The following is a 25,934-nucleotide window of genomic DNA, read 5'->3' as shown; positions in this document are numbered from 1 at the left end:
TGAACAACTCTCGCTGGCGGATGTCGGTCCTGGTCGCCGGTCACGCGGTGGACGACCTCTACCAGGGCGCGGTGCCGGCAATCGTGCCTTTCTTCGTGCTCGAACGCGGTTACAGCTATCTCGCGGCGGCCGGCATCACGGTCGCCGCGACGCTGCTGTCGTCGGTCGTGCAGCCGTTGTTCGGGGTGCTGACGGATCGGCGGCCCATGCCGTGGCTGGTTCCCGTGGGCATGACGCTGGCGGGTGTGGGCATCGGGTTGTCCGGGCTGAGCGACTCGTACGTCCTCACGTGGCTCGCGATCGCGTTGTCCGGTCTCGGCGTCGCCGCGTACCACCCGGAAGCCGCTCGTCTCGCGCGTCGCGTCGCGCAGGACAGTCACGTCGGCATGAGCTGGTTCGCGGTGGGCGGCAACGTCGGGTTCGCGCTGGGACCGGTGCTCGTCACGCCGGTGCTGGCGTTCGGCGGGCTCGCGTGGAGCCCGTTGCTCGCCGTTCCCGCGCTGGTGGGAGGCGTGTTGACGTTCGCTGCTTTGCGTGGCGTGCACGGCGCTTCGGCCGCGGTCCCGGTGGTGGTGGGTCGCGACGACTGGGGCCAGTTCGGTCGGCTGACCGCGGTGATCGTCGCGCGGTCGATGGTGACGTTCGGGCTCGGGACGTTCCTCGCGATCTGGGTGACGCAACGGGTCGGCGGCGGTCCGGCGGCCGGCGCGGCGGCGCTGGTCGTGCTGTTCGGGGCCGGTGCCGCCAGCACGTTGCTCGGCGGCGTGCTGGCCGGGCGGTTCGGGCGCGTCCGGGTTCTGCAGGTGTCCTACGCGGCTGCGATACCTGCCGTCGCGGGCGTCGCGTTGGTGCCCGGTCCTGCCGTGTACCTGATGGTGGCGCTTACTGCCGTGGCGTTGTACGTGCCGTTCTCGCTGCACGTCACCCTCGGCCAGGACTACCTGCCCAACCGTCTCGGCACCGCCAGCGGCGTCACGCTGGGCCTCGCCGTCAGCGTCGGTGGCTTGGGATCGCCGGTGGTCGGTGCCGTCGCGAGCGCTACGAACCTCCAGTGGGGCCTGCTGTCTCTCGTAGTGCTGCCCATCGTCGCGTGGGTGGCCGCACGCGGTTTGCGATCACCTGTGCGCGTGTAGCTCGATGCGGGCTCTAGCCGCTGTGACTACCGTGGAGCGCGTGCGAGTGGCGACCTGGAACGTGAACTCCGTCAAGCAACGCGTGCCCCGCCTGCTGCCGTGGCTCGACCAGCGACAGCCGGACGTCGTGTGCCTGCAGGAGACGAAGCTGGCCGACGACGCCTTCACCGCCCTGCTCGGAGACGCCCTGAAGGAACGCGGCTACGAGGTGGCGCTGTTCGGCGAAACCCAGTGGAACGGCGTGGCCCTCCTCTCCCGCGTGGGCCTGGAAGACGTAGCTGTAGGCGTAGCCGGCGCACCGGGCTTCCCGCACGTCGAGGCCCGCGCCGTAGCTGCGACGTGCGGCGGCGTGCGCGTCCACTCGCTGTACGTGCCGAACGGCCGTGAGCCCGAGTCGGACCACTACAAGTACAAGCTCGAATGGCTCGCCGCCCTGCGCGACGTGCTGGAGGCAGGGCCTTCTGACGCACTGGTGTGCGGCGACATCAACATCGCGCCGGCCGACGCCGACCTGTTCGACCCCGAGGCCTACATCGGCCAGACCCACGTCACCGAACCCGAACGCGCCGCCTTGCAGGCCATCGAAGCGTTGGGATTCCACGACGTCGTGCGCGACCGGTGGCCGACGGAGCGGATCTTCAGCTACTGGGACTACCGGGCCGGCATGTTCCACCGCGACCTCGGCATGCGGATCGACCTGATCCTCGCGTCCAGCTCCGTCGCGCCGCGGACCAAGGCCGCCTGGATCGACCGGCACGCCCGCAAGGGGACCGGGCCGAGCGACCACGCGCCGGTGATCGTGGACCTGGACGAGGCTCCTGACGGGGACATCGGGCCCGTGGTGCCGCCGCCGTCCTCGCCGGGTTCGAAGAAGAAGGTCAAGCTGCCGCAGGCGAAGTGACCACTAGATTGATCAGATGGACCCCGGAGTACCCGACGTCCCCTTCGACCGCTGGTGGCACGCGATGCGCGACGTCGCCGCGACCGAGGACACGGCGCTCGCCTGGCGCCGGCACCGGTACACGTTCGCCCACGAGCTCGGGCAAGCGCTGGCCGGCGGTCTGACGGGGCCTGCCGTCTACGGGGTGTGGCTGCAGTGGGGACTGCTGTACGTCGGGCAGACGCTGGAGGCCGGACGCAGGCTGAAGGACCTCGCGATCGGCGAAAGCCACCACCTGGCGAACACGTTCCCTCCCGAGATCTGGCACCGGGTCGTGGTGGTGGGGTGGTCGCAGCTGCCACCGGCTGCCGAGGCGATCGACAGGCTGGGCGTCAAGGCCGTCGGCGAAGGGCTCGAGCACCGGTTGCAGGCCTCGTTGCGGCCGTTGGCCAATGCGGCACGCCGAGTGTCGGACGGCACCTGGCGCGAGGTGGACTGGGAACGCAGCAACTCGCTGGGCGCCCGCACCGGAAGGCAGATCGACGAGCTGTTCGTTGCCCTGCAAGAGATCTGGAACGTCGCGGCGGCGTCGCCGGACGGCGCGGCCCTGCCGTCAGCCGGCCGCGTCGTGTTCCCGTCCCGGATGCTGAGGTCCTGACCGCAGCGTCACGGTGAAGGCGGCCCCGCCCTCCGCGGCGGGCCCGGCCGTGATCGTCCCACCCATCCGCGTAACCAGCCCGTGCACCAACGCGAGCCCCACGCCGGTCCCGACAGGCCGAGAGTCCTGGTAGCGCGCGTGCAGCACCCCGCGGTCGAACGCGACGGCGTAGTCCTCGGCGGCCAAGCCGGGGCCGCCGTCCCGCACCTCCAGCACGGACGACAACGCGAGCACGACGGGACGTCCGGCAGGGGTGACGCGCAACGCGTTCTCCATCAGGCCGTCGATGACCTGCCGTAGGCGCCGGGCGTCGGCCTGCACCACCGGCGAGGACGACACGTCCAGTACGAAGGTCACTCCTCGGGCGTGGCAGCGGGCGTGCCACACCTCGGCTGCCGTGCGGACGACGGGTTCCAGGGACACGGTCGCCATGTCCAGGCGGAAGTCGTCCGCGCCCAGGCGGGCCAGGTCGAGCAGGTCGGTGACCAGGCGGTCGAGGCGGCGGGACTCCTCCAGGATCACGGTGCCCACAGGGGCGACCTGTGCGCCGGAGACGACGCCGTCCGCCAGGGATTCCGCGAAGCCCGTCACTGCGGTGAGCGGGGTGCGGAGTTCGTGGGAGACGGAGAGCAGGAAGTCGCGTTGGCGGGATTCGCTGCGTTGCAACGCGTCCGCGAGCGAGTTGACGGCCGTGCTCACCTCGGCCAGTTCGTGGGTGCCGGCCACCGGGACTCGGAGGTCTCGGCGGCCCGCGCTCATCGCGTGGGCCACGGAGGCGACTCGGCGTAGCGGGCGAGACAGGAACGTGCCCAGGGCGAGGCCGGCGAGGCAGGCCACGGCCAGGCCTATGCCCAGGGCGCCGAGGATGTTGCGGACCAGTTTGCGGTAGGTGCCGGTGGTCTCGGTCTCCTGGACCAGGGCGAAGCCGCCCGCCCCCGACGGACGGGCTTCCACGTTCAGACGGCCGCTCGCCCCGGACACAGGAGAACCTGACAGCACCTCGCGGTAGCCGACGGCGCGGACCGCGCGGACCGCGGCGCGATCGGCGCCCGTGACGTCGCCGGCGGCGGTGATCCGGACGATCGCGATGTCCTGGCCCTCCAGGATCTGTTCCACGCGGTTGTTCGAGATCTGGCCCGCCACGACGTCGGCCTGGGAGCGCAGGAACTCGCGGCTCACCTGTTGCGAGGTCGAGAGCACCAGGCGCAGCGACACGAAGCCGGCGACGACCACGGCCACGAACGCGACTCCCAGGCACAGCAACGCGATCCGGCCGGCGAGGTTCACGACGCGTCCGCCGAGTAGCCGACGCCGCGCACTGTCCTGATTGGACTCAACGAACCGAACTTGGCTCGTAGCTGGGCTATGTGGACGTCAACGGTCCGTGTGCCGGCCACGGACGAGTAGCCCCACACGGCGGACAGCAGCTGCTCGCGCGAGAACACCTGACGTGGATTCTTCATCAGGTACGAAAGCAGCCCGAACTCCGTCGACGTCAACGACACCTCGTCAGCACCGGCGAACGCGCGCCGTTCGCCGACATCGAGCCGTACGGAACCCACCTGCAGAACGTCCGGCGCGGGGCCGGACGAGCGACGTAGGACCGTGCGCACGCGCAGTGCCAGTTCGCGTGGACTGAAGGGCTTGGTGATGTAGTCGTCGGCGCCCAGTTCCAACCCGAGCAAGCGGTCCACCTCGTCGTCTCGGGCCGTCACGAACAGCACCGGCGTCCAGTCACCGGCGGCGCGCATGGCCCGGCAGACCTCGATGCCGTTCAGCACGGGCAGGCCTACGTCGAGCACGACCGCCACGGGCGACAGCGACCGGACCGCGGCCAGTGCCGCGTCCCCCGAGGACTCCAGGTGCACGCCGAAGCCGTCGCGCCTCAGGTACAGCGCGACGAGTTCGGCGATCGCCGGTTCGTCCTCCACGACGAGCACCAGGCCACGTTCCACGCGTTCACCCCGGCTGGTTGATGTCCGACTCGATGCTGTTCAGCGTTGATTCCACATCATCGAGGTCCGACACCGGCGCCTCACCCCGGCACGCCGTCAGCGACACCAGCAGAACCAGAGCCGCGACCCACCTCACTTGGACCCGCAGTGCTCGGACTTGAACTTGGTGACGCGCTCGCCGGCCTTCGCCAGCTTCACGAGCTGCGCGTCCCGCAGCTTCAGCCGTGCGTCCAGGACGTCCGCGCGGGCCGTGTTGCCGGCCTTGCGGGCGTCGGCGGCCTTCTGCTCGATCCACTTCTTCGAGCCCAGGGTCTCGGGACTGCCGTTGATCTTGTCCGTCAGCGCCTTGACCTTGGCCTCGACGCGAGGCACGCGGTTCGAGCAGATCTGCTGCACCTTCTCCGGGCTGATCGTGATCGGTTCCTGCGCCGACGCGGTCCCCGCGCCCAGCAGCAGCATCCCCAGAACGAGCCCACCGATTCGCGAAATGTTCATGGCACAGAACGATGACCGCCCACGATCAGAGCACGGTCCGCCGAATGTTCGGGTTCTGCAAAGATCACCCCGGCAACGTCAGCGCGGCAACGTCAACGCAGGGAGATCCCGCGCGTGGCCGCCGCCTGCGCCATCGGCCGCAACCGGTCCCACACCCGTTCCGACCGCAGCTCCTCCGCCGCGCTCACCGCCCGCAGCCCCACGGCCTGCCCCTCGTCGAGGTCGCCGTCGAGGAAGTGGCACGAGGCCAGCGCGATCAGGCAGAACGTGCCGCTGCGCGCCATCGCCGGCCCGAACCTCTCGATCGCCGCCGACAACGCCGGAATCGCCAGCCGGGTGTCGCCGAGCTCGGCGTGGATCGTGCCGGTCATCGCGGTCAGGTCCGTCTCGTCGTGGAACCGCACCCAGTCCGGCGCGCGTTCAGGGTCCGCGGAGGCGAACGAGTCGTGTGCCTTGCCCAGCGCGCGCAACGCCTCGGCGGAACGGCTTTGGCGCGCGTACGCCCACGCCTCGTTCAAATACATGATGCTCGACGCCAACGGCGCGAAAGCACCCCTCTGGAAGTAAGCCAGCGCATCGCCCGGTGCGCCGTGATGCAGATGCACGCGCCCACGCCGATAAACGATGTTGGTCGTCAGGTCTTCGTCATGACGCGCCAAATCCAGCGCACGGTCGAAATGGTGGTAAGCGGCCCCGACCTGACCGCAGTCGAACGACGTCCACCCGGCCAGGTTGTGCAGATCCGCGACGGCGGACAGCAGGCGCGCCCGCACGGTGTCCGAGGCCTCGGCGGTCAGAAGCTGTTGCGCCCAATAGATCCGCACGACGACGGCGTCGCGGCACGCCCCTCCGCCGTACTGGTAGTCGACCGAGCGCAACGAACGGGTCTGCGCCTCCAGCTGCTCCACGTCGCTCGTGCCGATGCGGCTGGAGTGCGGAGGAGGGAAGAACGCAGGATCCGCCATGGAGTACACCTCTGCGCCGCCGCCGTTGGAATCCGAGCCTAGGGCGCGCACGGTCTGCTGAAAAGGGGGCCGGTGTCGAATGGAATTCTGCGGAAGACGCGATTGAACAGGTATAAATCCGGGTATACCTGCTCTGGCCGGTGCGAGCATTCTGTGCCTATGAGGCGACGCACGCACCTGCGGCTGGTTACTTCCTCCGAGGTCGTGGACACGACGCTGACGGCGGTTCTCAACGCCGAAGACCTGGCTGAGGAGCTCGGCCTCGATCCCGAGGCCCGCGTGACGTGCAGCCGGCATCGGTGCTGGTTGCACCAATGCGTGGCCTCACCGCCGGACACCGCGGCGAATCGTCAGTTCGTCCGGGCCTACCGGACGAGCATCGCGGCGATGAACGCCAGAACGTGCACGCGGTAGAACGACCCGGAAGAACTAAACCTGGTGGGTGAAGACGGCGGCCTCTGGGAGATGACTCGGAGGCCGCTGGCTGTCCTCCGGCACGTCGAGCAACGCCCAGATGATGTGCCGTCCGCCACCGGCCGGCGTCTCGCCCATGGTGAAGTTGCAGACGGCGATGGACGCGACGTTGTGCCGCATGACGTGCCACTGCTTGAGGTCGAAGCGTGCGGTCGTGCGCACCGCAACGGACATCTTGTCGCCGCGCATGCGTAGCAGCAGCGCGAGAGGGCTGTCGTCCTCGATGTGCGACACGAGCTCCACGGCCACCTGCGGCGCCACGTCGAGCAACGCCTGGACGCCCCAGCGTTCGCAGGCGCGTTCGGTGATCCGCTCGGCCACGTGCGGCAGGCAGCGGCACGACGGCAGTTGCGCGTCCACCCGGTCCTCGTGCCTGAGCCGCACCACCGAGGCCAGCGCTTCCGGCGTCGTCGAGTACAGCGGGATGTGCCGGGGGAGACCGCGTGACTCCAGCGTCGACCGCAGCCGGTGATCACTCACGACGAGGCTCAGCGAGATTCCCGGCCAGCGCGCCGCGGACAGCCACACGACGTCGAACAGCACGAGCAGCGCGGGCGACTCGGCGACGAGGTCGTCCAGCTCCACCACCACGCCGACGAGTTCCTTGGTCGCGCAGTCGAGCAGCACGTCCTGCGCGCGCATGTAAGTCGTCCAGTCGAGTTGCCCGCTGAGCCGGACGACGAGCACGCCGTTCTGCTCCCGGACGTCCACCCCGAGGCTGTCACCGGCCATGACCCCGTCCCCTCCTACAGGCACGTTTCCCAAGCCCCCAAGACTGGTGGGGTCACCGCATGGGCCCTAGGGGGTAACTACCCGTGTTTCCACGTTGGTGCCTCCGGGGGACCGCGTTGCAGCGGGAGATCGCACCGACCTAGGGTGCGGCTGTGGGCGGTTCGCTTTCCCCAGGTCGCAGAGGCAATTTGCCTGCTGACACAACTACTTTCGTCGGCCGCAAGCACGACGTCGCCGAAGTGAGGAGGCTGCTGTCCGAGTCGCGCCTCGTCACTCTTACGGGTGTTGGTGGCGTCGGCAAGACACGGCTGGCGTTGCGTGCTGCCGCCGAGACGAGCAGGGCGTTCCGCGACGGGGTGTGGTTCGTCGAACTGGGCGGCGTCACCGACCCGGAACTGGTCGTGCACACCGTTCTGGAGCAACTGGGCGTGCACAACGACACGGTTCGCATGCACCGCACCGTTCTGATGGAACACCTGCACGACCGGCAGGTGCTGATGGTCCTGGACAACTGCGAGCACGTCATCGGGGCCACCGCAGACCTCGTGGACGCGTTGCTGCGCGGTGTCCCTAGCCTGCGCGTGCTCGTCACCAGCAGGGAACGCCTCGGCGTCGACGGCGAACACCTCTGGCAGGTCGCGCCGCTGCCGCAGGACCCGGCGCTGGCGCTGTTCGCCGAACGGGCCGCCGCCGTCGAACCTGGATTCGTCCTCACCGCGCGCAACCACGCCGAGGTCAGCCAGATCTGCGCCCTGCTCGGTGGAATCCCATTGGCCATCGAACTGGCCGCGGTGCGCCTGCGCGTGTTGAGCCTTGACCACTTGTCGTCCAGATTGGACAACACCTTCCGGGTGCTCGTGGAAGGCAAGCGCGGCGGCGATCCGCGCCACCAGACGCTGCACGCCGCGGTCGACTGGAGTTTCCACCTGTGCACGCGGCCCGAGCAGATCCTGTGGGCGCGGGCGTCGGTGTTCTCCGGCACGTTCGACCTGGAGGCGGCCGAACGGGTCTGTTCCGGTGACGGCGTCGCGCCCGATCAGGTCATGCACTCGCTGATGGGCCTGGTCGACAAGTCGGTCGTGGTGTCGGAGCAGCACCCGTCCGGCACCCGGTTCCGGCTGCTGGAGCCGTTGCGCCAGTACGGCCTGGAAAAACTGCGCGAGGCCGGCCGCGAGCAGGTGCTGCGCGAACGGCACCGCGACCACTTCATCGAATGGGCAGAGCGGCGCGAGCGGGAGTGGTTCGGCCCCGCCCAGCCGCAGATCTTCTCGCTGACGCGCCTGGAACACCCGAATCTGCGGTCCGCCCTGGACTTCTGCTTCGACCACGACACCGACCACTGCGTGCATCTGGCCAGCACGCTGTGGTTCTACTGGGCGGGCTGCGGCATGCTCGGCGAGGGCCGCCACTGGCTCGACCGCGCCGTGGCGAGCGCGAAACCCGGCCCCTTGCGGGCCAAGGCGTTGTGGGTCAACGGTTATGTGTCGACGTTGCAGGGAGATCTGCCCGCGTCGACGCGGATGCTGGACGAGTGCCGCGAGTACGCCGTCGCGTCCGGCGACGGTCCCGCGCTCGCCTACGCGACCCACCGCCTCGGTTGCACGCATCTGATCGGCGACGACCTGGACCTCGCGGACAGCCTGTTCGAGGAGGCCATGCGCCTCTACCAGGGCCAGGGCACGGTCAACAGCCACACCATGCTCGCCGGCATCGAACTCGCGATCTCCGCGACGTTCCAGCACGACTTCGTCGCCGCGGAACGGCTCTGCGTCGAGGCCAGGGCCGTCGGCGAGGAACACGGCGAGCTGTGGGCGCAGGCGTACGCGGTCTACGGGCTGGCCCTGTGCGCGTGGGTCAGCGGCGACTTCGTGCGCGCCGACCGGCTCGGCCGGGAGTGCCTGCGGATGAAGCGCTCGTTCCACGACCTGCTGGGCATCGTGCTCGCGACAGAGCTGCTGGCCTGGATCTCCGCCTCGCAGGGCGACGCGGTGCGCGCGGCCACGCTGCTGGGCGCCACCAACGAGATCTGGCAGTCCGTGGGCTACCCGATGTTCGGGTCGCGCTACTTCGGCACCCCGCACGGCGAGTGCGAGTCGGCGGCGGTCGCCGCGCTCGGCGAGCACGAGTTCCGGGAGATGTTCCGCAAGGGCATGGACCTCCGGCTGGAGGACGCCATCGCGTTCGCCGTCGGCGAGGAACAGGCCGAGGACCCGGCTCCGGCCGTGACCCTGACCCCGCTGACCCGCCGCGAGCAGCAGGTCGCCGACCTCATCGCCGGCGGCAAGTCGAACAAGGAGATCGCGGCCAGGCTGGTGATCGCGCGGCGGACCGCCGAGGGGCACGTCGAGCGGATCCTGCAGAAGCTCGGCTTCACCTCACGCGCGCAGATCGCCACCTGGGTCACTGAACGACGCCTCTAGTCGATGCACGGAATGCCGTCGTTCGGCGGCGGGGGCGGTGGCGCCGTGGCCAGCTCGGTCACCTTCGCCCGCACCTTGGCCTGGTCCACCTTGTTCACGTCGAGCCCGCCCAGGTGCGCGCCGCCCTCGATCGGCAGCGTGTCGAACCGCACCTCGGAAGGGATGTTTCCGGCGAACTCGACCAGGTCGAACCGCGCGTCCAGCACGACGTCCTGCTTCGCCATGTCGATCATCGCCTGCACCGCGGTGACGTCCGCCCCCTTGAGCCTCTTCGTCACGGCCGACAGGAACGCCTGCTGCCGCCGCGTGCGGTCCAGGTCGCCGTTCGGCAGGCCGTGCCGCTGCCGCACGAACGACAGCGCCTGGCCCGCGTCGAGGTGCTGCGGCCCCGCCGGGAAGTCCGCGCCGGACAACGGGTCCCGCGCTGCGTTGCGCAGACACACGTCCACGCCGCCGAGCCCCTCGGCGATGTGGAAGAACCCGATCAGCGAGATCTCCACGAGGTGGTCGATCGGCTGGCTCAGGAACGCCGACACCGTCCGCACCTGTGCTCTGCGCCCCGCCTCACGTCCAGCGCGTTCCAACTCGCGCTTGTCGTGCGTCCCGGCCTCGCGCAGCCGGTCCTCCTCGACGATCTTGGCCCGGCCGTACGCCTCCTTGATCTTGCCCTCGCCGCCGGAGGTCAGCGGCACGAGGTTGTCACGCGGCACGGACATCGCCACCGCGGGCCCGGAAACGGGGATGTGCAACAGGATCAGCGTGTTCGCGTTGTAGCCGCCGCGGTCGCTCTCGCCCGCCTGCATGCGCCGCAGCACGTCGTCGGGCAGTGGCTCGCCGTGCAGGTCCAGTCTCGTGGTCAGGCCCATGATCAGGATGTTGCGGCCGGACTCCGACCGGGGCGCGTCGTCCGGGATCGCGTAGGACCGTTCGACACCGGTCGAGAGGGTGGACACAGTGGACCAGGCGAACGCCGAGGTGGCGAGCAGGACCGCGCTCAGGGCCAGCCAGGCGGTCCGCGTCAGAACGAGAAAGACCGTGCGGTGACGGACACCACCTGATTGCATGAACAGGACACCCCCTGAACTATTCTAGGTGTTCATGGGGGTTCAACTGCCCAGTCTCGCCGCGCTCGCGATGCTGGCGGTGTTCACGCAGACGGGGGTCTGGGTGGACGGGGGCGACATCGGCTGGGCTTTCGGCGTGTGGCTGGTGGGCGGCACGGTCGTGGCCTCGGCACTGGTTCGTCGCATCGGGTTGTGGACGGTGGCACCGGCGCCACCTCTCGTTTTCGTCGTCGTCGCGGTGGGCAACGCGGCCTGGGAGCGACAGTCGAAGAGGCTGCCGTCGTGGGGGAGCAGCAAGGAGTTCGCCGCAGACGCGATCCCGTGGCTGGTGAACGGGTTTCCGTGGATGGCGGCGGCGGTCGTCGCGGCACTGGTGGTCGTGGTCGTCCGCGTTTTCATTGGGGGCAGAAGGAAATGCAGGTCTTCGTCGATCGAAACGGCGCTAGACGGGTAGCGGCGAGACTCGTCAGCTGGACCGTCGCGAGTGGACTGATCCTGTTCGCCGCGGTCGTGGGCGGCACGCTGCTGGAAGTGTGGTGAAGCGCACGCCGCGGTTGCACTGGATCTCGATCCTGCTCGGGCTGCTCGTGCTGATGAGCGTGGTGTCGTTCCACGCCTACGCCGCGATCAAGCCCGGACCCGCGCGGATCGCCGGGGAACACCGGGAACTGCCCGCCGGCACGCTCGCGCTGGCGTTCCACGGCGGCCCCGACCCGAAGTGGACGCCGCGCACCCTGGAGAGGCTGCGGGCCGCCGGTATCAAGGCGACCTTCTACGTCACCGGCGCCCAGGTCACCCGCCACCCGGACGTGGCACGCAGGATCGTCGCCGAGGGGCACCGGATCGGCCTCGACGGGTTCCGCGCCGAGGGTGATCTCGCCAGTTCGCTCAACCTCGCCTTCGCCCAGGCCGCGCTCGCCGACGCGCTGGGTGTCCACACGCGACTGGTCGGCGCCCCGGCCGAGGTCGACAGCGGCGACCGCGAGTACCAGGACATCGGCACGCTGGTCCGGATGGCGTTGCGGGAGAAGGGCGGCGTCGTCCGGCTGCACGACGACGGCAGCATCGGCGGCGACATCGCCCGTGAGCTCGCGAAGCAGCCCGGCTACCGGTTCGTGCTGATCAGCGACGAGCAGCCGGTCGAGGCCTCCTCGCGCGAACGGTTCACCGGCGCGGTCACCACGTGGTCGCAGCGCAACGGCGGCGTCGTGCTCGTGCTGTTCGGCACGGCCATCGCGATCGCCGCCCTGCTCGGCCTGCTGCGCACCCTCATGCAACTCGGCCTCGCGCACACCGACCGCCGGCTGCGGCGCGAGAGCGAGGACGAGCCGCCGCCGTGGTTCGCGCCGCCGGTCTCGGTGGTCGTCCCGGCGTTCAACGAGGTGCTGAACATCGTCGCCACCGTCAGGTCCATCGCCGGGAACAACCACCTCGCCGACGTCGAGGTGATCGTCGTGGACGACGGCTCGACGGACGGCACCGCGGACGTCGCCGAGGAACTGGACCTGCCCGGCGTCACCGTGATCCGGCAGACCAACCAGGGCAAGCCGGCGGCGCTGAACGCGGGCATCCGCGAGGCGACGCACGACGTGCTGGTGCTGGTGGACGGCGACACGATCTTCGAGCCGGACACGGTCGGCCAGCTCGTGCAGCCGTTCGCGGACAACGGTGTCGGCGCTGTCTCCGGCAACGCGAAGGTCGGCAACCGGCAGGGCCTGCTCGGACGCTGGCAGCACCTGGAGTACTGCGCGGGGTCCAACCTGGACCGGCAGATCCTGCACGCGCTGCGGTGCATCCCGACGGTGCCGGGCGCGGTCGGGGCGTTCCGCAGGGCCGCGCTCGTCGACGTCGGCGGCGTCAGCGACGACACGCTGGCCGAGGACACGGACCTCACGATGGCCGTCACGCGCGCGGGCTGGCGGGTCGCCTACCGACCGGAGGCCAAGGCCTGGACCGAGGCGCCGGCGACCGTCCACGGCTTGTTCAAGCAGCGATATCGCTGGTCGTACGGCACTTTTCAGGCGATGTGGAAGCACCGCGGCGCGTTGGTGGAGAACGGGCCGATGGGCCGGTTCGGCATCCTCTACCTGCTGGCGTTCCACCTGCTGCTGCCGTTGCTCGCACCGGTGATGGACCTCTTCGTGCTGTACGGGTTCCTCGTCGCCGACGCACCGCTCGCGTTGATCGTGTGGATGGTGTTCCTGCTGATCCAGACCGCTAGCGCGGGCTACGCGCTGAGGCTCGACGGCGAGTCGCTCAAGCCGTTGTGGGCCTATCCCCTGCAACAGGTCGTGTACCGGCAGCTGATGTACGTCGTGGTGATCCAGTCGTTGATCACGGCGGTGCACGGGACGCAGCTGAGGTGGATGTCGGTGCGGCGCACGGGTCGGCTCACGGACGCACCCGGCGGTACGGTGCACGTCACCTGATCCACAGGAGGCACGGTTGGGCCGCACGCCTTTGGACGCACCGGCGCGTCAGCAGGAGGTCTTCGCCGCCGTGCTCGGAGTGCTGGCCGAGGTCGGGTACGCCCGGTTCAACATGGACCTGGTGGCGGGCAGGGCGCGGGCCAGCAAGGCGAGTCTCTACCAGCGCTGGCCGTCCAAGGCGCGGCTCATCACGGACGCGCTGAAGGCGAACCTGCCCCAGCTGCCGCAGCCGGACGAGGGGACGTTCGCCGAGGACGTCCGCCAGATCCTGCTGGCGTGGGGCGAGCCGATGCCGTTCGACACCGCCGGGATCTTCCTCGGGCTGCTCGAGGGCAGCCGCCAGGACGCCGATCTCGCGTGCCTGCGCGCGGAGCACGTCGACCGCGCCTACACCGAGCACCTCCGGGTCGCCGTGGACCGGGCGAAGGCGCGCGGTGAGCTGCCGGAGCGGCTCGACGCCGACATCCTCATCACCGCGCTGATCTCGACGTTCGTCCTGCGGTCCGAGGAACCGGGCGTGATCGAGGGCATCGTCGACGGCCTGTTGAGACCGTTGATCAGTACATTTCGGACCAAATAACTCGTCAGATCGTAGTCGTTGCGCTACGTTCGGTCATGGATTCAAAAGAACAGTTCTGTTCTGTTGAGGGGGATTTCCCGTGACCGAAACTGCCGTCTGCCCGGTCCCGCACGAGCGCGACCACCCGCTGCAGCCGCCGACCGGCTTTCCGGAGGCCGTCGGCGACGGACCGGTGAAGATGCTCTGGCCCAACGGCGTCGAGGCCTGGGTCGTGTCCAGCTACGCCGGTGTCCGGCAGGTCCTGTCCGACTCGCGGTTCATCACCCGCAAGGGCGGCCAGCCCGAGATGCGCACCGACGAGGGCGAGGCCGTGCTCGACCCCGACCAGCCGGGCAACATCAACGGCATCGACGGCGCCGAGCACATGCGGTTGCGCCGTCCTCTCGCGCGCGGCTTCATGGTCAAGCGCATGAACGAGCTGCGTCCGCGCATCCAGCAGATCGTCGACGAGCACCTCGACGTGATGGAGGCCAAGGGCTCTCCCGCCGACCTGGTCACCTCGCTGTGCCTGCCGCTGCCGTCGCTGGTGATCGCCGAGCTGCTGGGCGTGCCTCCGGAGCACCAGGAGCTGTTCCAGGCCACGGCCGGCGACCTGTTCGGCAAGAACGGCTCGAAGGACGAGTATCTCGCGCACGCCACCAAGCTCGCCGAGGTGCTCGCGCCGATCGTCGCGGAGAAGAAGGCGGCCGGCACGAACGACGACATGATCGGCCTGATGGCCAACGACACCGACTTCAGCATGGACGAGCTGATCTTCCTCTGCATCGGCCTGCTCGCGGCCGGGCACGAGACCACGTCGAACTTCCTCGGCCTGTTCACGCTGCACCTGTTCGAGAAGCCCGGCCAGCTGGAGATCCTGCGGCGCGACCCGAGCCGCGCGGACGTGATGGTCGAGGAGCTGATGCGGTACACGGTCGGTCAGCTCGGCGGGGCCGGCCTGACCCGCAGGGCGACCGAGGACGTCGAGGTCGACGGCGTGCTGATCAGGGCGGGGGACTGGGTGAGCGTGTCGCTCATCGCGAACCTCGACGAGGAGCTCTGCCCGCGGGCGGAGGAGCTCGACCTGGACCGGGACGCCGTGTCGCACCTGGGGTTCGGCTTCGGGCCGCACCAGTGCCTCGGCGCCAACCTGGCCCGCGCCGAGCTGCAGATCGGGCTGCGGTCGCTGTTCGAACGGTTCCCGACCCTGCGGCCCGCCGTGCCCGTAACGGAGATGAACTACCGCAACGACATGATCACCTACGGCGCGGCCGAGATTCCGGTGGCCTGGTGACGACAGTCCGGATAGACCAGACGAAGTGCATCGGATCGGGCCAGTGCGTGCTCGCCGCACCGGACGTGTTCGATCAGTCGGATGACGACGGGATCGGCGTCGTGCTGGTCGCCGAACCGCCCGCGGAGCTGCTGCCGGGCGTTCGTGACGCGGTGGACAGGTGTCCCGCTCAGGTGGTGAGCCTGGAAGAGTGACTTGATCGGCCGTTCCGGTGAGGCGCAATTACCGGAAATGGATTCAGTTCGGCGGTGCTGACACCTTGTTGGCCCCTTTCCGATCACCATGGCCGTCCGAAATCGTAGGCGCGGCCACCACGGCGTTGTGGTGGCCGCGCCGGCGTGTCCCGGGAGAGTCCAAAGACCCTTCCCGACCAGGCCCTACAGAGGGATGGTGGCGGCGGCGCGGTGAATACCGGCGGTGTGTAACGGGTATCTGTACAGCGGGTGCGCGGCGCACGTCAGGAGGGCCAACCTATGTTCAGCAGCGAAGCTTTTCCAGCTCGCGTGGACAAGACCGACGTGCGGCATGTCGAAACTCTGACAAATGCGCTGCGGGCACTCGACCACGAATACGGCGGCGGCTCCTGCCGGGACGCCTGCGTCGCATTGCTGAACTGGGCGAACCCGCTGCTCGACACCGGCTCCGGCGGACAGGTCCTGCACCGCCTCCAGGTGGCGATCGCCGACCTGCACAACCTGGCCGGCTGGGCGTCGTTCGACATGGGACTGCTGGAGTCCGCACACCTGCACTTCGGCCGTGCGATGAGCCTCGCGCGCGCGTCCGGCAACACCGCGCTGGAAGCGAACATCCACTACCGGATGGGCCGAGTGCACCTGCACTACGAGCTCGCCGAGGACGCTTTGGGCTCGTTCCAACGCGGGCTGCCCATCGCGCAGGCCAGCGGGTCCACGTTGGCCGTGTCGATCCTGCACGCCAACGAGGCGTGGGCGTTCGCGAAGATGGGCGCGGAAAGGCAGGCGCTGCGCCAGTTCGCGCGTGCCGAGGACGAGTTCGGACAGTCCGTCGCGGAGGACGCACCGCCGTGGGCGCGGTTCTTCGACCTCGCCGACCTGGTGTCCATCGGCGGCATGGTGCACACCGAACTCGCACGCACCTGCGACGTGAAGTACGCGCGGACGGCGATCCCCCTGCTCACCAGGGCCATTTCCACCGGGGGAGAGGAAACGTCGCGCAGCCAGTCGTTCCGGCTGGCCGCGCTGGCGATGAACTACCTGGTGCAGAACGAGACCGAACGCGCGCGCGAGGTCGGGGAACAGGCGATCGCGGTGTCCGGTCCCATCCGCTCGGCCCGCACCCGGGATCGCATGCGGCCGTTGAAGCAGGAGGCGGAACGATTGCGGGGCAACGAGGCCGCGGACGACCTGGCGTCACGTCTGGGGAAGTTCATGACGTCACAGGGAGCAGCCTGACACTGGAGGCGTCACCGGGGCCCGAGGAGAGGTTTGGGCTTCGGGCCCCGGCGACACCGTCTGGGGAGGAGCGACGCCCCGCTGGGGGGCCAAGACGCCGCTCCGGCTCGATGTATCAGCAGCGGATGTCGGTGCGCACCCGGTAGGTCATGGCGCCGGAGTTCCACTCCACGTAGGCCGACGTGCAGTCGCTCAGCGTGTTGGTGCCGCCTGACCACAGCTCCTGCTGGCGGTAGCCGCCCTTCTTCAGGCCGGGGTGGCCGTACGGCTCACGCGCGTCCTTCGAGGCCCACTGCTCGATCGAGATCATCTCCGGCGTGTAAGGCGCACCGGCGTTGTGGACGCTCGACCAGGTGTAGACGTACGCCCAGTTCTTGCCGCAACCCTTGAACTGCTTGACCGAAGCCCACTTCTGGCCGTTGTCACCGACGTAGGCGGTGCTGCCGATCTGGGTGACGGGTCCGCAGCCGGGAGCACTCTCGGCCAGCGCGTTGTTCGCGGTGATCAGGCCGAGAAGCACGGCACCTGCGGCGATGAGTGCTGACCTCTTCATGGGCTGTGAGCATCACGACGGCCGCTGACATTTCGCTGACACCTCGGGTTACCGGCTGGTTAGGATCGGGCCCATGCAACGCCGGTGGGAGTTCAGGGTTCTCGGATCGTTGCAGGTCACCGACTCGGGCCGGGCGGTGGAGCTGCGCTCGGCCAAACAGCGTGTCCTGCTCGCCGCGTTGCTGATGAAGGCGAACGCGCCGGTCTCGTCCTACGAGCTGATGGAACACCTCTGGGGCGATGAGCCGTCAGGTGCGGCGCGCGCCACCTTGCAGACGTACGTCATGCGGTTGAGACAGTCGCTGGACGACCTGGCCGACCGCAAACTCGTGCGCACGTGGCCGACCGGCTACTCGATCCACCTCGAGGACGACCAGCTCGACCTGCTGACGTTCCAGCGGCTGCGCGCCGAGGCTCGTCGCGCGCCCGACCTGGAGACGGAGGCACGGCTTCTGGGCGAGGCCGCGGCGCTGTGGCGCGGACCGGCCCTGGACCAGGTGTCGTCGCTGCGGATGGAACAGACCGACGTGCAGCGCCTGAACGAACAGCGCTGGGAGGTGCTGGAGCGCCGCAACGACGCCGAGCTGCAGCTGGGCCGGCACGACCAGATCGTCGACGAACTGCGCTCGCTCGTCGCGGAACACCCGCTGCGCGAACGCTTCTGGTACCAGCTCATGCTCGCCCTGCACCGCACCGGTCAGCAGGCGCAGGCGCTGGACGTCTACCGCAGGGCCAGCGACGTGCTCGCCGACGAGCTCGGCATCGACCCGAACGCCGAGCTCCGCGCCCTGCACATGGAGGTCCTGGCGGGCTCGTCGGCACCCGTGTCCGTCCAGTCCGGACCGTCCTGGCTGCCGCCCGCGGTCGGCGACTTCTCCGGGCGGTCCGCCGAGGTCGCGCGGCTGACCGCCGGGTTGCGCGCCGGTGGGACGTGGACGATCACCGGGCCCGGTGGCGTCGGCAAGACGTCGTTGGCCGTGCACTGCGCTCACGCCGTTCGTGACGCTTTCCCGGACGGGCAGCTGTACCTGAACCTGCGCGGCGGTGAGCAGAAGCCAGTCGAACCCGCGGCCGCGCTGGACCGGTTGCTGCGCGGCCTGGGCGTGTCCGGCGGCGCCATTCCGTCCTCTGTGGAGGATCGGGTCGATCTGTACCGGGACCTGTTGTCGGACCGGCGGATCCTCGTCGTGCTGGACAACGCGGTGAACGAGGCCCAGGTCCGGCCGTTGCTGCCGGGGACGACCTCGGGCGCCGCCCTGGTGACCTCGCGGGCCGCGCTGGCCGGGCTGGAGGCGGCGCACGTCGTGCCGCTGGACGTGCTGCCGTCCGCGGACGCGCTGGCGTTGCTGCGGGCCGCGGTCGGCGAGGCCCGATGTGCCGCCGAACCCGGTGCCGCGCAGGAGATCGTGACCTATTGCGGCAAGCTGCCGCTGGCGTTGCGGGTGGCCGCGGCCCGCCTGGTGGCGCGTCCGCACTGGCAGCTCGCGAAGCTCGCCGGCCGGTTGTCCGACGAACGCCGCCGGTTCGACGAGCTGTCGCTGGGCGACCTCGACGTGCGGGCTTCGCTCGCGTTGTCCTACGACGGCCTGGACAAGACGCGGCAGACCGCGTTCCGGCTGCTGTCCCTGGTGGACACCCCGGACTTCCCGGCGTGGGTCGCGTCCCCGTTGCTGGGCCTCGATCTCGACGACGCCGAGGACCACGTCGAGGCGCTGGTCGACGCTCGCCTGGTCGACTACGCGGGCCGCGACGCGCTGGGACAGGTGCGGTACCGGCTGCACGACCTGTTGCGCGCCTTCGGCCGGGAGGCCGCCTCCGAGGATCCGGCCATCGCGCTGGGGGCGTTGTTCGAGCAGTGGCTGGACCTCGCCATGCGGGCCGACGCGGAGCTGCCGCACCAGGGCGTCCGGCTGGAACCCCTTGAGCTGGAACGGTTCGACCTCGGCGACGCGGCCGACTGGTTCGACGCGGAGTGGCTGAACATCCACGCCGTGATCACCCAGGCGGCGGCGCTGGGACTGGGAGCGCTGGCCGCCGAGCTGGTGATCCGGTCGGCGGCGTTCTGCGACCTGCGGGCTCGGTTCGACGACTGGGAGCAGATCAACGACCTCGGCCTGTCGTGCGCGCCCGAGTCCCGCCGGCCGATGCTGTTCCAGCAGCGCGGGATCCTGAGCGCGCGGCGGCACGACTACGCCGCGGCCTCGGCTCATTTCCAGGCCGCACAGGAGGGTTTCGCCGCCGCCGGAGACGTGTGGGGCGAGGCCTACGCCTGGTACGGCATGGGCTGGATGCACGAGTGGAGCGGACGCTCCTCGGAGGCCCGTGAGGCGCATCGTGAGGCCAAGGCGCGATTCGCCGCCTCCGACAACCCGCACGGCGAGATCGAGGTGCTCTGCTCGCTGGGCGCCATCGAGCGCCGCGCCGGCGGACTGGTCGCCGCGCAGGGCTACCTGGAGCGGGCCTGCCGGCTCGCCGGGCAGATGGGGGACTCGCAGAGCGAGCTGATGGCCACGCTGGAACTGGGGCGGTTGCACCAGTTCACCGGCGAGCTGACGCTGTCCGTGGAGTTCCTGAGGGCCTCCCTCGCCGCCGCGCGGAAGTTCGGCGACCCGGACCTGGCCGCGAACATCCGGCTGTTCCTGGCGGACACGCTGATCCGGTCGGGGCAGGACTCCCTCGCCGAGGACCAGCTGCGGCAGGCCTGGGAGTTCTTCGAGGAGCACGACGACCGCCAGGGCCGCATCTGGGTGTGGCGCCTGAGGTCCGGGATGGCCTCCTCCGCGGAAGAGGCGTTGACGCTGGCCTCCCTCGCCATGGAGCAGGCTCGGAAGATGGGGTCGCCGCCGGAGTTCGGGCGGTCGTTGCGGGTGCTGGGCAACGCGCTGGAGCGGGCCGGGCGCCTGGAGGAGGCGCGCGAGCACTGGCAGTTGGCGGAGGAAACGCTGACGGCGGCCGGGTTCCAGGCCGAGGTAGACGAACTCCGCCTGGCGACCAGGGCCTGAATCGAAGTCTGGTCCGCGATAGCCGGGCCCGAGGCGGCCCCTGGCGGCACGGCCGAACGGCCCACGTACAACACCGGTACGCGGGCCGTTCGGCCGCACCACCAGGAACCACCTCAAGCACGACTCTCATCGCACCAGACTTCGATTCAGGCCCTAGCCCTGGTTCTGGCTGAGCACCGTGTCGACCGTGACCCCGGACGCGATGATCATGCTGAGCAACGGGTCCGGCACCTGGCGGTGGAACTGCACGACGTAGTTGTCCGCCGTCGTGAACAGGGCTTTGGACATGCCCTGCCAGGTCTTGGTGATGCGCGCGACCTCGGTGTCGGTGTGGTCCTGCAGCGAGAAGTTCCACGCGCGCCAGTTCTCCGCGTAGATGCCGCCGACCTTCATCCCGTTGCACACGTAGGAGAAGCGGACCTTGCCGAAGACGTTCTCCTGCACGATCTCGCCGATCGGCATGCCGTCGCCGCGCTCGACCAGGACCTTGGACTTCCACATCGTCGCGGGACGGGTGACGCGCAGCAGCGGAAGTCCCTGCACGTCGCGGATCTCCAGGCGGACGTCGAGCATCGCGTCCATCTTGGTGAAGGCGCGCAGGGCTTTGGCTGCGCCGGACTGGCCGACCTGTTCCACGGTGCCGATGTGGCGGGCGTGCTGGTCGTAGATGACGTAGGAGTTCGACATCTCGACGAGCTTCGCCTTCTGGTTCACGACCAGGACGGGCTCGGTGAACAGGGTGCCACCGCCTCCGCCGACGCCCTGGACGCCGGCGCGCTGCACCTGCGCCGCCACCCGTTCCTGGCCGGTGCCGCCCATCTGCACCTCGGCGTGGTGGGCGTCGGCCTGTTCCTGGCGCGGCTGCACGTGGGGCGTCCACTGGGCGCCGTCCCACCACCGCACGAAACACGGGTCGGCGTTGTCCGGGTACCAGCCCGGCGCGGTGTTCATGCCGAGAGCGTACGACTTCGCGCAGTCGTTGGAGCCAGGCGACGGGGCACGGGTGTCGCCTGGCCGCTCTTCAACGCGGCGCGGATCAGCTGATCGTGATCGCGCCCGCCGGGCAGAGACTCGCCGCTTCCTTCGCGGTGGCCTCGTGCGCGGCGTCGGGGTGCTCTTCCAGCAGTACGACGGTGCCGTCGTCTTCGCTCTGGTCGAAGAGATCCGGATCGGTCAAAACGCACATTCCCGAACCGCAGCACTTCGTCTGGTCGACGGAGATCTTCATGCCGTCCACGCTACTGGCAGCGAGTGGACCCCGTAGATCCCCATGTCGGTGCGCAGCGGCACCTCCTCGGGGTCGATGTCGAGCCGGAGGTCCGGGAACTCCTGGAACAGCCTGGAGAAACCGATCCGCATCTCGATGCGGGCGAGCTGCTGGCCCAGGCACTGGTGGATGCCGTGCCCGAACGCCACGTGGCCGCCGGCCGGGCGGCGCAGGTCGAGCTCCTCGGGGTTGCCGGGGAACTTCTCCGGGTCGCGGTTGGCCGCCGGTACGTGCATCACCACGGTGTCACCGGCCTTGATGAGGTGGCCGTCGATCTCCACGTCCTCGACGGCGGTGCGCGTCGGTCCGAAGTGGATGATCGACAGGTACCGCATCAGCTCCTCGACGGCGTTGTCGACGACGTCCGGCTCGTCACGCAGGATCTTGAGCTGGTCCGGGTGCCGCAGCAGCGTGAACGTGCCCAGACCCAGCATGTTCGCCGTGGTCTCGTGGCCTGCCAGCAGGAGAAGCAGCGCCATGTTCGACGCTTCCTCGTCGGTCGGCTCGCCGGTGGCGAGCAGATCGCTGATCATGTCGTCGCCCGGGTTCGCCTTCTTGCGGACGACCAGCTCGCGCATGAACTCCTGGATGCGTGCCATCGCCTCCATGGCCTCTTTGAACGTCGACTCGAGGCTCAGCATCTTCGTCGTGTCTTCCTGGAACCTGTGCCGCTCGTCGTAGTCGACGCCGAGAATCGCGCAGATCACCAGCGACGGCACCGGAAGCGCGAACTCCTTCACGAGGTCCGCGTGGCCGTCGAACGTGCGCAGGTGCTTGAGCTGGTCGTCGACGATCGTGCCGATCCACTCGGCCAGCTGGTTCATCCGCCGGACGGTGAACTGGCCCTGCAGCATCCTGCGCAGCCGGGTGTGGTCCGGCGGGTCCTGGCTCAGGAACATGCCCGGCTCGACCTTGCGCCTCTCTGCCGGCGCCTCGCCCTGGAACCTGACGTCCAGCAGGTGGTGCCTGGAGGGGTCGTTCGTGAAATGTGGACTTCCCAAGACCTCGCGCACCTGGTGGTGACCGGTGACGAACCAGCCGAGGTGACCGTCGGCGAACTTCAGCCTGCTGATGCGGGCCTGCTCGCGGATCGCCGTGACCTCGGCGGGCGGGTCGAACGGGTTCTGGCGCGTAGTGGGCAGTTTCTCGGAGATCAGTTCGGTCATCTCGCACACCTCCCAGTGCTCGGTAGAGGACCTATTTCGAAGCTACAGAACTTTCATGACTTCGTGAAGGCGAATCGAGGGCCACGGACCGCCACGAACCGAAATCTGTCCGCATCTGCCGGTCGTGGGTCGCGACGGCCACCGCCGCACGGGTCTGGTCCAGCGCTTCGGTCAGTTCGTCGACCAGGGCGATCGACAGGTGGTTGGTCGGTTCGTCGAGCAGCAGGACGTGCGGAGCGCTGCTCAGCAGGATCGCCAGCTCCAGGCGCCTGCGTTGTCCAGTGGACAGCCGGCCGACCGGGCGCACCAGGTCTTTCCCTCTGAGCAGACCGAGTTCCCCCACCCGCGAACACAGCTGCGCTGCCGTGGCGTCCTCGTTCTCGAACGTCGACTCCTGGGCCAGCAACGCGACCCGGCCGACGTGGTGCACCGTGCCGTTCGACGGCTGCAGGCGCCCGGCCAGCACGTTCAGCAGCGTCGACTTGCCCGCTCCGTTCGGACCGGTGACCAGCAGCTTCTCGCCCGCGCTGAGGGAGATCGGCTCGGTGAGGTTCAGCCTTCCTGGTACTTCGAGCGGGGTGGCGTGCAGCAGGTCGCCGCTCGCCTCCAGCGCCGGCGGCGTGAAGCGCATCGGCGGCGGGGGAGCGTCGACGCGCTGGTCGTCCAACTCCTCCAACCGGCGTGCGACGTTGCGCATCTTGTTCGCCGCACGGGTGGTGCGCTGGTGCCTGCCCGTGCCCTTCGGCGGACGCCAGCCGTCGATCAGGCGGGACTGGGCGCGATCGACCTTCTCGGCCAGGTCGCCGTGCTCGGCTTCCTCCTGCGCGAACCGCTGTTCCCACCGCTGGCGTTCGGCGCGTTTGGCCTCCTTGAACGCCCGGTAGCCGCCGCCGTGCAGGTGCACCTCGCCGTCCGGGGACGGGTCGAGGTCGAGCAACTGGGTGCAGACGTCGTCCAGCAACGTGCGGTCGTGGCTCACCAGCACCACGACGCCGTGGTGCTGCTGAAGGCGTTCGGTCAGGAACGCCAGCGCCGCCGCGTCGAGGTGGTTGGTCGGTTCGTCCAGCAGCAGGACGTCCGCGCGCTCGGCGAGCAGACAGGCGAGCCGGACGCGGTACCGCTGCCCGACACTGAGCCCGGACAGCCTGGTCGACCTGGCGTGGTCGGCGTCGAGGGCCTTGAGCGCGATGTCGGCACGGCGCTCGGCGTCCCACGCCTCGATGTTCTCGGCGTGAGCCAGGGCTTTCTCGTAGCGCTGCTCGTCGAACGGCTCCGCCGCACCGTCCAGTTCGGACAGTGCCTGACGGCTTTCGCGCAGTGCCTCGGACAGCAGGTCCCCCACCGTTTCGGTTGTGTGGAACGGCATTTCCTGTTGCACGAGGCTCAACGAACCGTGCCGGGTGACAGTTCCCTGGTCCGGCACCAGGTCCTCGGCCAGCAGCCGGAGAAGGGTGGTCTTGCCGCGGCCGTTCTCGCCGATGATGCCGAGACGCTGGCCGGCGGAGACCTTCAGTGAGATGCCGTCGACGACGGGCCCGGCCTCATAGCCCTTGGTGAGATCTTGGGTCGTCAAATGAACATGCGAACGCACGGGGATCCTCTTCTGGGTACGCGAAATCAGGACGTGTAGCGCGGTGGCACACGTCCGTGATCAGAGGTAGAAGACCCCGTACCCGAATCCCATGAAACCCACGGTACTTACGGTCGCAACGCTTTTTCGACGGCCTTGCGGAGGTCCCGCACGCTCTCCTCGGTGCCAGGTTCCGGGCCGACCGTGCTGCCGCCGCCGACGAGCCGGTAGAAGAGCAGGCCCTCCAGGAACGCGGTGAAGTGCGCGCCCGCCCGTTCGGGATCCTCGTGGCCCAGCATCTTCGCGATCGCGGTGGCCTGCTCGCGCGGGGAGTGGACCATGATCGACTTCAGCTCGGGGTGGTGCGTGGCCTCCAGCATCGCCGCGTACCGCGCGAGCGTCCTGTTCCGCTCGACGAGCCAGCTGTCGAGCGTCCTCGCGATGCTGCCCGCGACGTCGTCGGGATCGGGCACGACGTCCAGTCGCTCCTGGTCCGCGAGCCGTGCCACGAACCCCTCGATCAACGCCTTGCGCGTGCGGAAGTACGCGCTGGTGGAGCCCTCCGGCAGCCCGGCCTGACGGTCGACCGCGCGGTGGGTGAGCCCGCGCATGCCCTGCTCGGCGACGAGCTGGATCGCGGCGTCGGTGATCAGGTCCCTGCGCACTGTGCTCCTCATCTCTCTACAGCTGTAGTCTACAGATGTAGAGTCCTCTACACCTGTAGAGGAGGATGCGATGAAGGCGATCGTGGTGGGTGGCGGCATCGGCGGGCTGGCGGCAGCGGTGTCGTTGCGCCGCGTCGGCTGGGAGGTCGTCGTCCACGAACGCGCGGCCGCCTTCGGCGAGATCGGCGCCGGCGTGGGCGTGATGCCGAACGCGCTGCGGGCGCTGGAGTGGATGGGCGTCGCCGACGAGGTCCGGCGGCTGGGCACACCGCGCGTGTCCGGTGGCGTCCGTGCGGTCGACGGACGCTGGCTCGTGCACCTGCCCGACCTCGGCCAGGAGAAGGTCATCGCGATGCACCGCGCCGACCTGCACGGCGTCCTGCTGCGCGCGCTGCCGTCCGAGATCCTCCTCACCGACACCGAGGTGACCAGCGCCGACGACCTGGACGCGGACCTCGTGGTGGCGGCGGACGGCATCAACAGCCGCCTGCGCGCGGAACTGCTGCCCGACGCGCCGGGACCGGTGTACGCGGGGGCCACGGCGTGGCGAGGGGTGGCGCCGGGCCCCTATGACCTGCCCATCTCGCAGACGCTCGGCCCTGGCGGCGAGGCGGGCGTCCTGCCGCTCGGCGACGGCAGGGTCTGCTGGTACGTCGCGGCCGTCGCTCCCGCCCAGGCCGACCTGGACCCGGTCTCGTTGTTCGCGGACTGGCACGACCCGTTGCCGCACCTGATCGCCTCGACGGCCGACGTGATCCGGCACGACATCTACGAACTGCCGCTGCTGCCCACGTTCGTGAAGGGCCGGGTGGCGCTGCTGGGCGACGCCGCGCACGCCATGACGCCGTACCTCGGGCAGGGCGCGTGCATGGCGCTGGAGGACGCGGTGACGCTGGCCTCGGTCGACGGTGATCTCGCCCGCTACGACGCGCTGCGCAGGCCGCGCTCGCAGTCGGTGTGGAAGGGCTCGCGGATGGCGGGCCGGTTCGGCATCGAGGTGCGGTCGCCGATCGCGCTTGCGTTGCGGAACTTCGCCTTCCGCGTGGTGCCGTCGTCACTGGCCGTGCGGGGGATGACCCGGTTCTCCGCGTGGGAGGTTCCCGTGATGCCACGATGATGTGTACACAGTGGACGGTGCGGGGCGCGTCAATGGGATCCTCGCGATGGTTCCCGCGCGGTGGAATCGCGAAGTTCACTCGAACGGGTCGAATCCAATGGTGAGCT

The 25,934-nt window shown here is 69.4% G+C and carries 26 protein-coding genes; 13 read left to right on the top strand and 13 right to left on the bottom strand.

The genetic code is table 11. The annotated features are described in order from the left end of the window. Positions 1-20 precede the first annotated feature (20 nt). From OG205_RS23160 to OG205_RS23150, 3 genes are read left to right on the top strand one after another with little or no spacing between them, the layout of a single operon-like run. Entirely contained in the window at positions 21-1,133 is a 1,113-nt protein-coding gene (locus tag OG205_RS23160) for an MFS transporter (protein WP_442916833.1), read from the top strand. A 31-nt stretch (positions 1,134-1,164) separates the two neighbouring features. Then, positions 1,165-2,034, top strand: a complete 870-nt coding sequence (locus tag OG205_RS23155) for an exodeoxyribonuclease III (protein WP_330270201.1) — start codon at positions 1,165-1,167, stop codon at positions 2,032-2,034. Between the two features lie 16 nt (positions 2,035-2,050). Continuing rightward, positions 2,051-2,671, top strand: coding sequence for a hypothetical protein (locus OG205_RS23150; RefSeq protein ID WP_330270200.1), 621 nt, complete (start codon positions 2,051-2,053; stop codon positions 2,669-2,671). On the opposite strand, the gene OG205_RS23145 is transcribed toward OG205_RS23150, so the two are convergent. The 5 genes from OG205_RS23145 to OG205_RS23125 form a co-directional block, all read right to left on the bottom strand. After that, positions 2,627-3,958, bottom strand: a complete 1,332-nt coding sequence (locus tag OG205_RS23145) for a HAMP domain-containing sensor histidine kinase (protein ID WP_330270199.1) — start codon at positions 3,956-3,958, stop codon at positions 2,627-2,629. The genes OG205_RS23150 and OG205_RS23145 overlap by 45 nt on opposite strands. After that, on the bottom strand, positions 3,955-4,626 hold the full coding sequence (locus OG205_RS23140) for a response regulator transcription factor (protein ID WP_330270198.1): 672 nt from the start codon (positions 4,624-4,626) through the stop codon (positions 3,955-3,957). Before OG205_RS23140 ends, OG205_RS23145 begins: the two co-directional genes overlap by 4 nt. A gap of 4 nt (positions 4,627-4,630) precedes the next feature. Beyond that, complete coding sequence (locus OG205_RS23135) at positions 4,631-4,762, bottom strand: hypothetical protein (protein WP_330270197.1); 132 nt, start codon at positions 4,760-4,762, stop codon at positions 4,631-4,633. Further along, on the bottom strand, positions 4,759-5,121 hold the full coding sequence (locus OG205_RS23130; protein WP_330270196.1) for a hypothetical protein: 363 nt from the start codon (positions 5,119-5,121) through the stop codon (positions 4,759-4,761). Before OG205_RS23130 ends, OG205_RS23135 begins: the two co-directional genes overlap by 4 nt. 92 nt (positions 5,122-5,213) lie before the next feature. After that, entirely contained in the window at positions 5,214-6,086 is an 873-nt protein-coding gene (locus tag OG205_RS23125) for a hypothetical protein (protein ID WP_330270195.1), read from the bottom strand. 159 nt (positions 6,087-6,245) lie between these two features. Between OG205_RS23125 and OG205_RS23120 the strand changes: the two genes are divergently transcribed. After that, positions 6,246-6,500, top strand: a complete 255-nt coding sequence (locus OG205_RS23120; RefSeq protein WP_330270194.1) for a hypothetical protein — start codon at positions 6,246-6,248, stop codon at positions 6,498-6,500. 15 nt (positions 6,501-6,515) lie between these two features. Here OG205_RS23120 and OG205_RS23115 read toward each other — a convergent pair whose 3' ends face one another. Further along, on the bottom strand, positions 6,516-7,292 hold the full coding sequence (locus tag OG205_RS23115; RefSeq protein WP_330270193.1) for an STAS domain-containing protein: 777 nt from the start codon (positions 7,290-7,292) through the stop codon (positions 6,516-6,518). 239 nt (positions 7,293-7,531) lie between these two features. Between OG205_RS23115 and OG205_RS23110 the strand changes: the two genes are divergently transcribed. Continuing rightward, a complete protein-coding gene (locus OG205_RS23110; RefSeq protein ID WP_330270192.1) occupies positions 7,532-9,712 on the top strand; it encodes an ATP-binding protein in 2,181 nt (726 codons plus the stop codon). On the opposite strand, the gene OG205_RS23105 is transcribed toward OG205_RS23110, so the two are convergent. Continuing rightward, positions 9,709-10,776, bottom strand: coding sequence for an LCP family protein (locus tag OG205_RS23105; RefSeq protein ID WP_330270191.1), 1,068 nt, complete (start codon positions 10,774-10,776; stop codon positions 9,709-9,711). The two genes, OG205_RS23110 and OG205_RS23105, sit on opposite strands and share 4 nt — an antisense overlap. Positions 10,777-10,810: 34 nt before the next feature. Between OG205_RS23105 and OG205_RS23100 the strand changes: the two genes are divergently transcribed. The 6 genes from OG205_RS23100 (at position 10,811) to OG205_RS23075 (ending at position 16,488) form a co-directional block, all read left to right on the top strand. Beyond that, positions 10,811-11,230, top strand: a complete 420-nt coding sequence (locus OG205_RS23100) for a DUF6542 domain-containing protein (protein ID WP_330270190.1) — start codon at positions 10,811-10,813, stop codon at positions 11,228-11,230. Positions 11,231-11,312: 82 nt separating this feature from the next. Continuing rightward, positions 11,313-13,205, top strand: a complete 1,893-nt coding sequence (locus OG205_RS23095; protein ID WP_330270189.1) for a glycosyltransferase — start codon at positions 11,313-11,315, stop codon at positions 13,203-13,205. Between the two features lie 16 nt (positions 13,206-13,221). Next, complete coding sequence (locus OG205_RS23090) at positions 13,222-13,785, top strand: TetR/AcrR family transcriptional regulator (RefSeq protein ID WP_330270188.1); 564 nt, start codon at positions 13,222-13,224, stop codon at positions 13,783-13,785. Positions 13,786-13,864: 79 nt separating this feature from the next. Then, complete coding sequence (locus tag OG205_RS23085) at positions 13,865-15,058, top strand: cytochrome P450 (protein WP_330270187.1); 1,194 nt, start codon at positions 13,865-13,867, stop codon at positions 15,056-15,058. Continuing rightward, positions 15,055-15,252, top strand: a complete 198-nt coding sequence (locus tag OG205_RS23080; RefSeq protein ID WP_319978557.1) for a ferredoxin — start codon at positions 15,055-15,057, stop codon at positions 15,250-15,252. Before OG205_RS23085 ends, OG205_RS23080 begins: the two co-directional genes overlap by 4 nt. Before the next feature lie 309 nt (positions 15,253-15,561). Further along, the gene (locus OG205_RS23075; protein ID WP_330270186.1) at positions 15,562-16,488 is read left to right on the top strand and encodes a hypothetical protein; all 927 of its coding nucleotides are present in this window, start codon (positions 15,562-15,564) and stop codon (positions 16,486-16,488) included. Between the two features lie 115 nt (positions 16,489-16,603). Here the strand turns inward: OG205_RS23075 and OG205_RS23070 are convergent, their stop codons facing one another. Continuing rightward, complete coding sequence (locus tag OG205_RS23070) at positions 16,604-17,041, bottom strand: hypothetical protein (protein WP_330270185.1); 438 nt, start codon at positions 17,039-17,041, stop codon at positions 16,604-16,606. 73 nt (positions 17,042-17,114) lie between these two features. Between OG205_RS23070 and OG205_RS23065 the strand changes: the two genes are divergently transcribed. Next, positions 17,115-20,042 carry an AfsR/SARP family transcriptional regulator gene (locus OG205_RS23065; RefSeq protein ID WP_330270184.1) on the top strand — a complete coding sequence of 976 codons (2,928 nt, stop codon included), beginning with the start codon at positions 17,115-17,117 and terminating at the stop codon, positions 20,040-20,042. Between the two features lie 153 nt (positions 20,043-20,195). On the opposite strand, the gene OG205_RS23060 is transcribed toward OG205_RS23065, so the two are convergent. The 5 genes from OG205_RS23060 to OG205_RS23040 form a co-directional block, all read right to left on the bottom strand. Further along, positions 20,196-20,993: a phospholipid scramblase-related protein gene (locus OG205_RS23060; RefSeq protein ID WP_330270183.1), complete on the bottom strand. Its 798-nt coding sequence runs from the start codon at positions 20,991-20,993 to the stop codon at positions 20,196-20,198. Between the two features lie 85 nt (positions 20,994-21,078). Next, positions 21,079-21,270, bottom strand: a complete 192-nt coding sequence (locus OG205_RS23055) for a ferredoxin (RefSeq protein WP_319978552.1) — start codon at positions 21,268-21,270, stop codon at positions 21,079-21,081. Further along, positions 21,267-22,475 carry a cytochrome P450 gene (locus tag OG205_RS23050; RefSeq protein WP_330270182.1) on the bottom strand — a complete coding sequence of 403 codons (1,209 nt, stop codon included), beginning with the start codon at positions 22,473-22,475 and terminating at the stop codon, positions 21,267-21,269. Before OG205_RS23050 ends, OG205_RS23055 begins: the two co-directional genes overlap by 4 nt. Positions 22,476-22,506: 31 nt before the next feature. After that, on the bottom strand, positions 22,507-24,048 hold the full coding sequence (locus OG205_RS23045) for an ABC-F family ATP-binding cassette domain-containing protein (protein ID WP_330270181.1): 1,542 nt from the start codon (positions 24,046-24,048) through the stop codon (positions 22,507-22,509). A gap of 125 nt (positions 24,049-24,173) precedes the next feature. Beyond that, the gene (locus tag OG205_RS23040) at positions 24,174-24,722 is read right to left on the bottom strand and encodes a TetR/AcrR family transcriptional regulator (RefSeq protein WP_330270180.1); all 549 of its coding nucleotides are present in this window, start codon (positions 24,720-24,722) and stop codon (positions 24,174-24,176) included. Between the two features lie 58 nt (positions 24,723-24,780). On the opposite strand from OG205_RS23040, the gene OG205_RS23035 reads away from it, so the two are divergent. Then, positions 24,781-25,827: an FAD-dependent monooxygenase gene (locus OG205_RS23035; protein WP_330270179.1), complete on the top strand. Its 1,047-nt coding sequence runs from the start codon at positions 24,781-24,783 to the stop codon at positions 25,825-25,827. Positions 25,828-25,934: the final 107 nt, after the last annotated feature.

The sequence above is a fragment of the Lentzea sp. NBC_00516 genome, from assembly GCF_036346835.1.
Lineage (GTDB): Bacteria > Actinomycetota > Actinomycetes > Mycobacteriales > Pseudonocardiaceae > Lentzea > Lentzea sokolovensis.
This window is presented reverse-complemented; position numbering and strand designations above follow the sequence as displayed.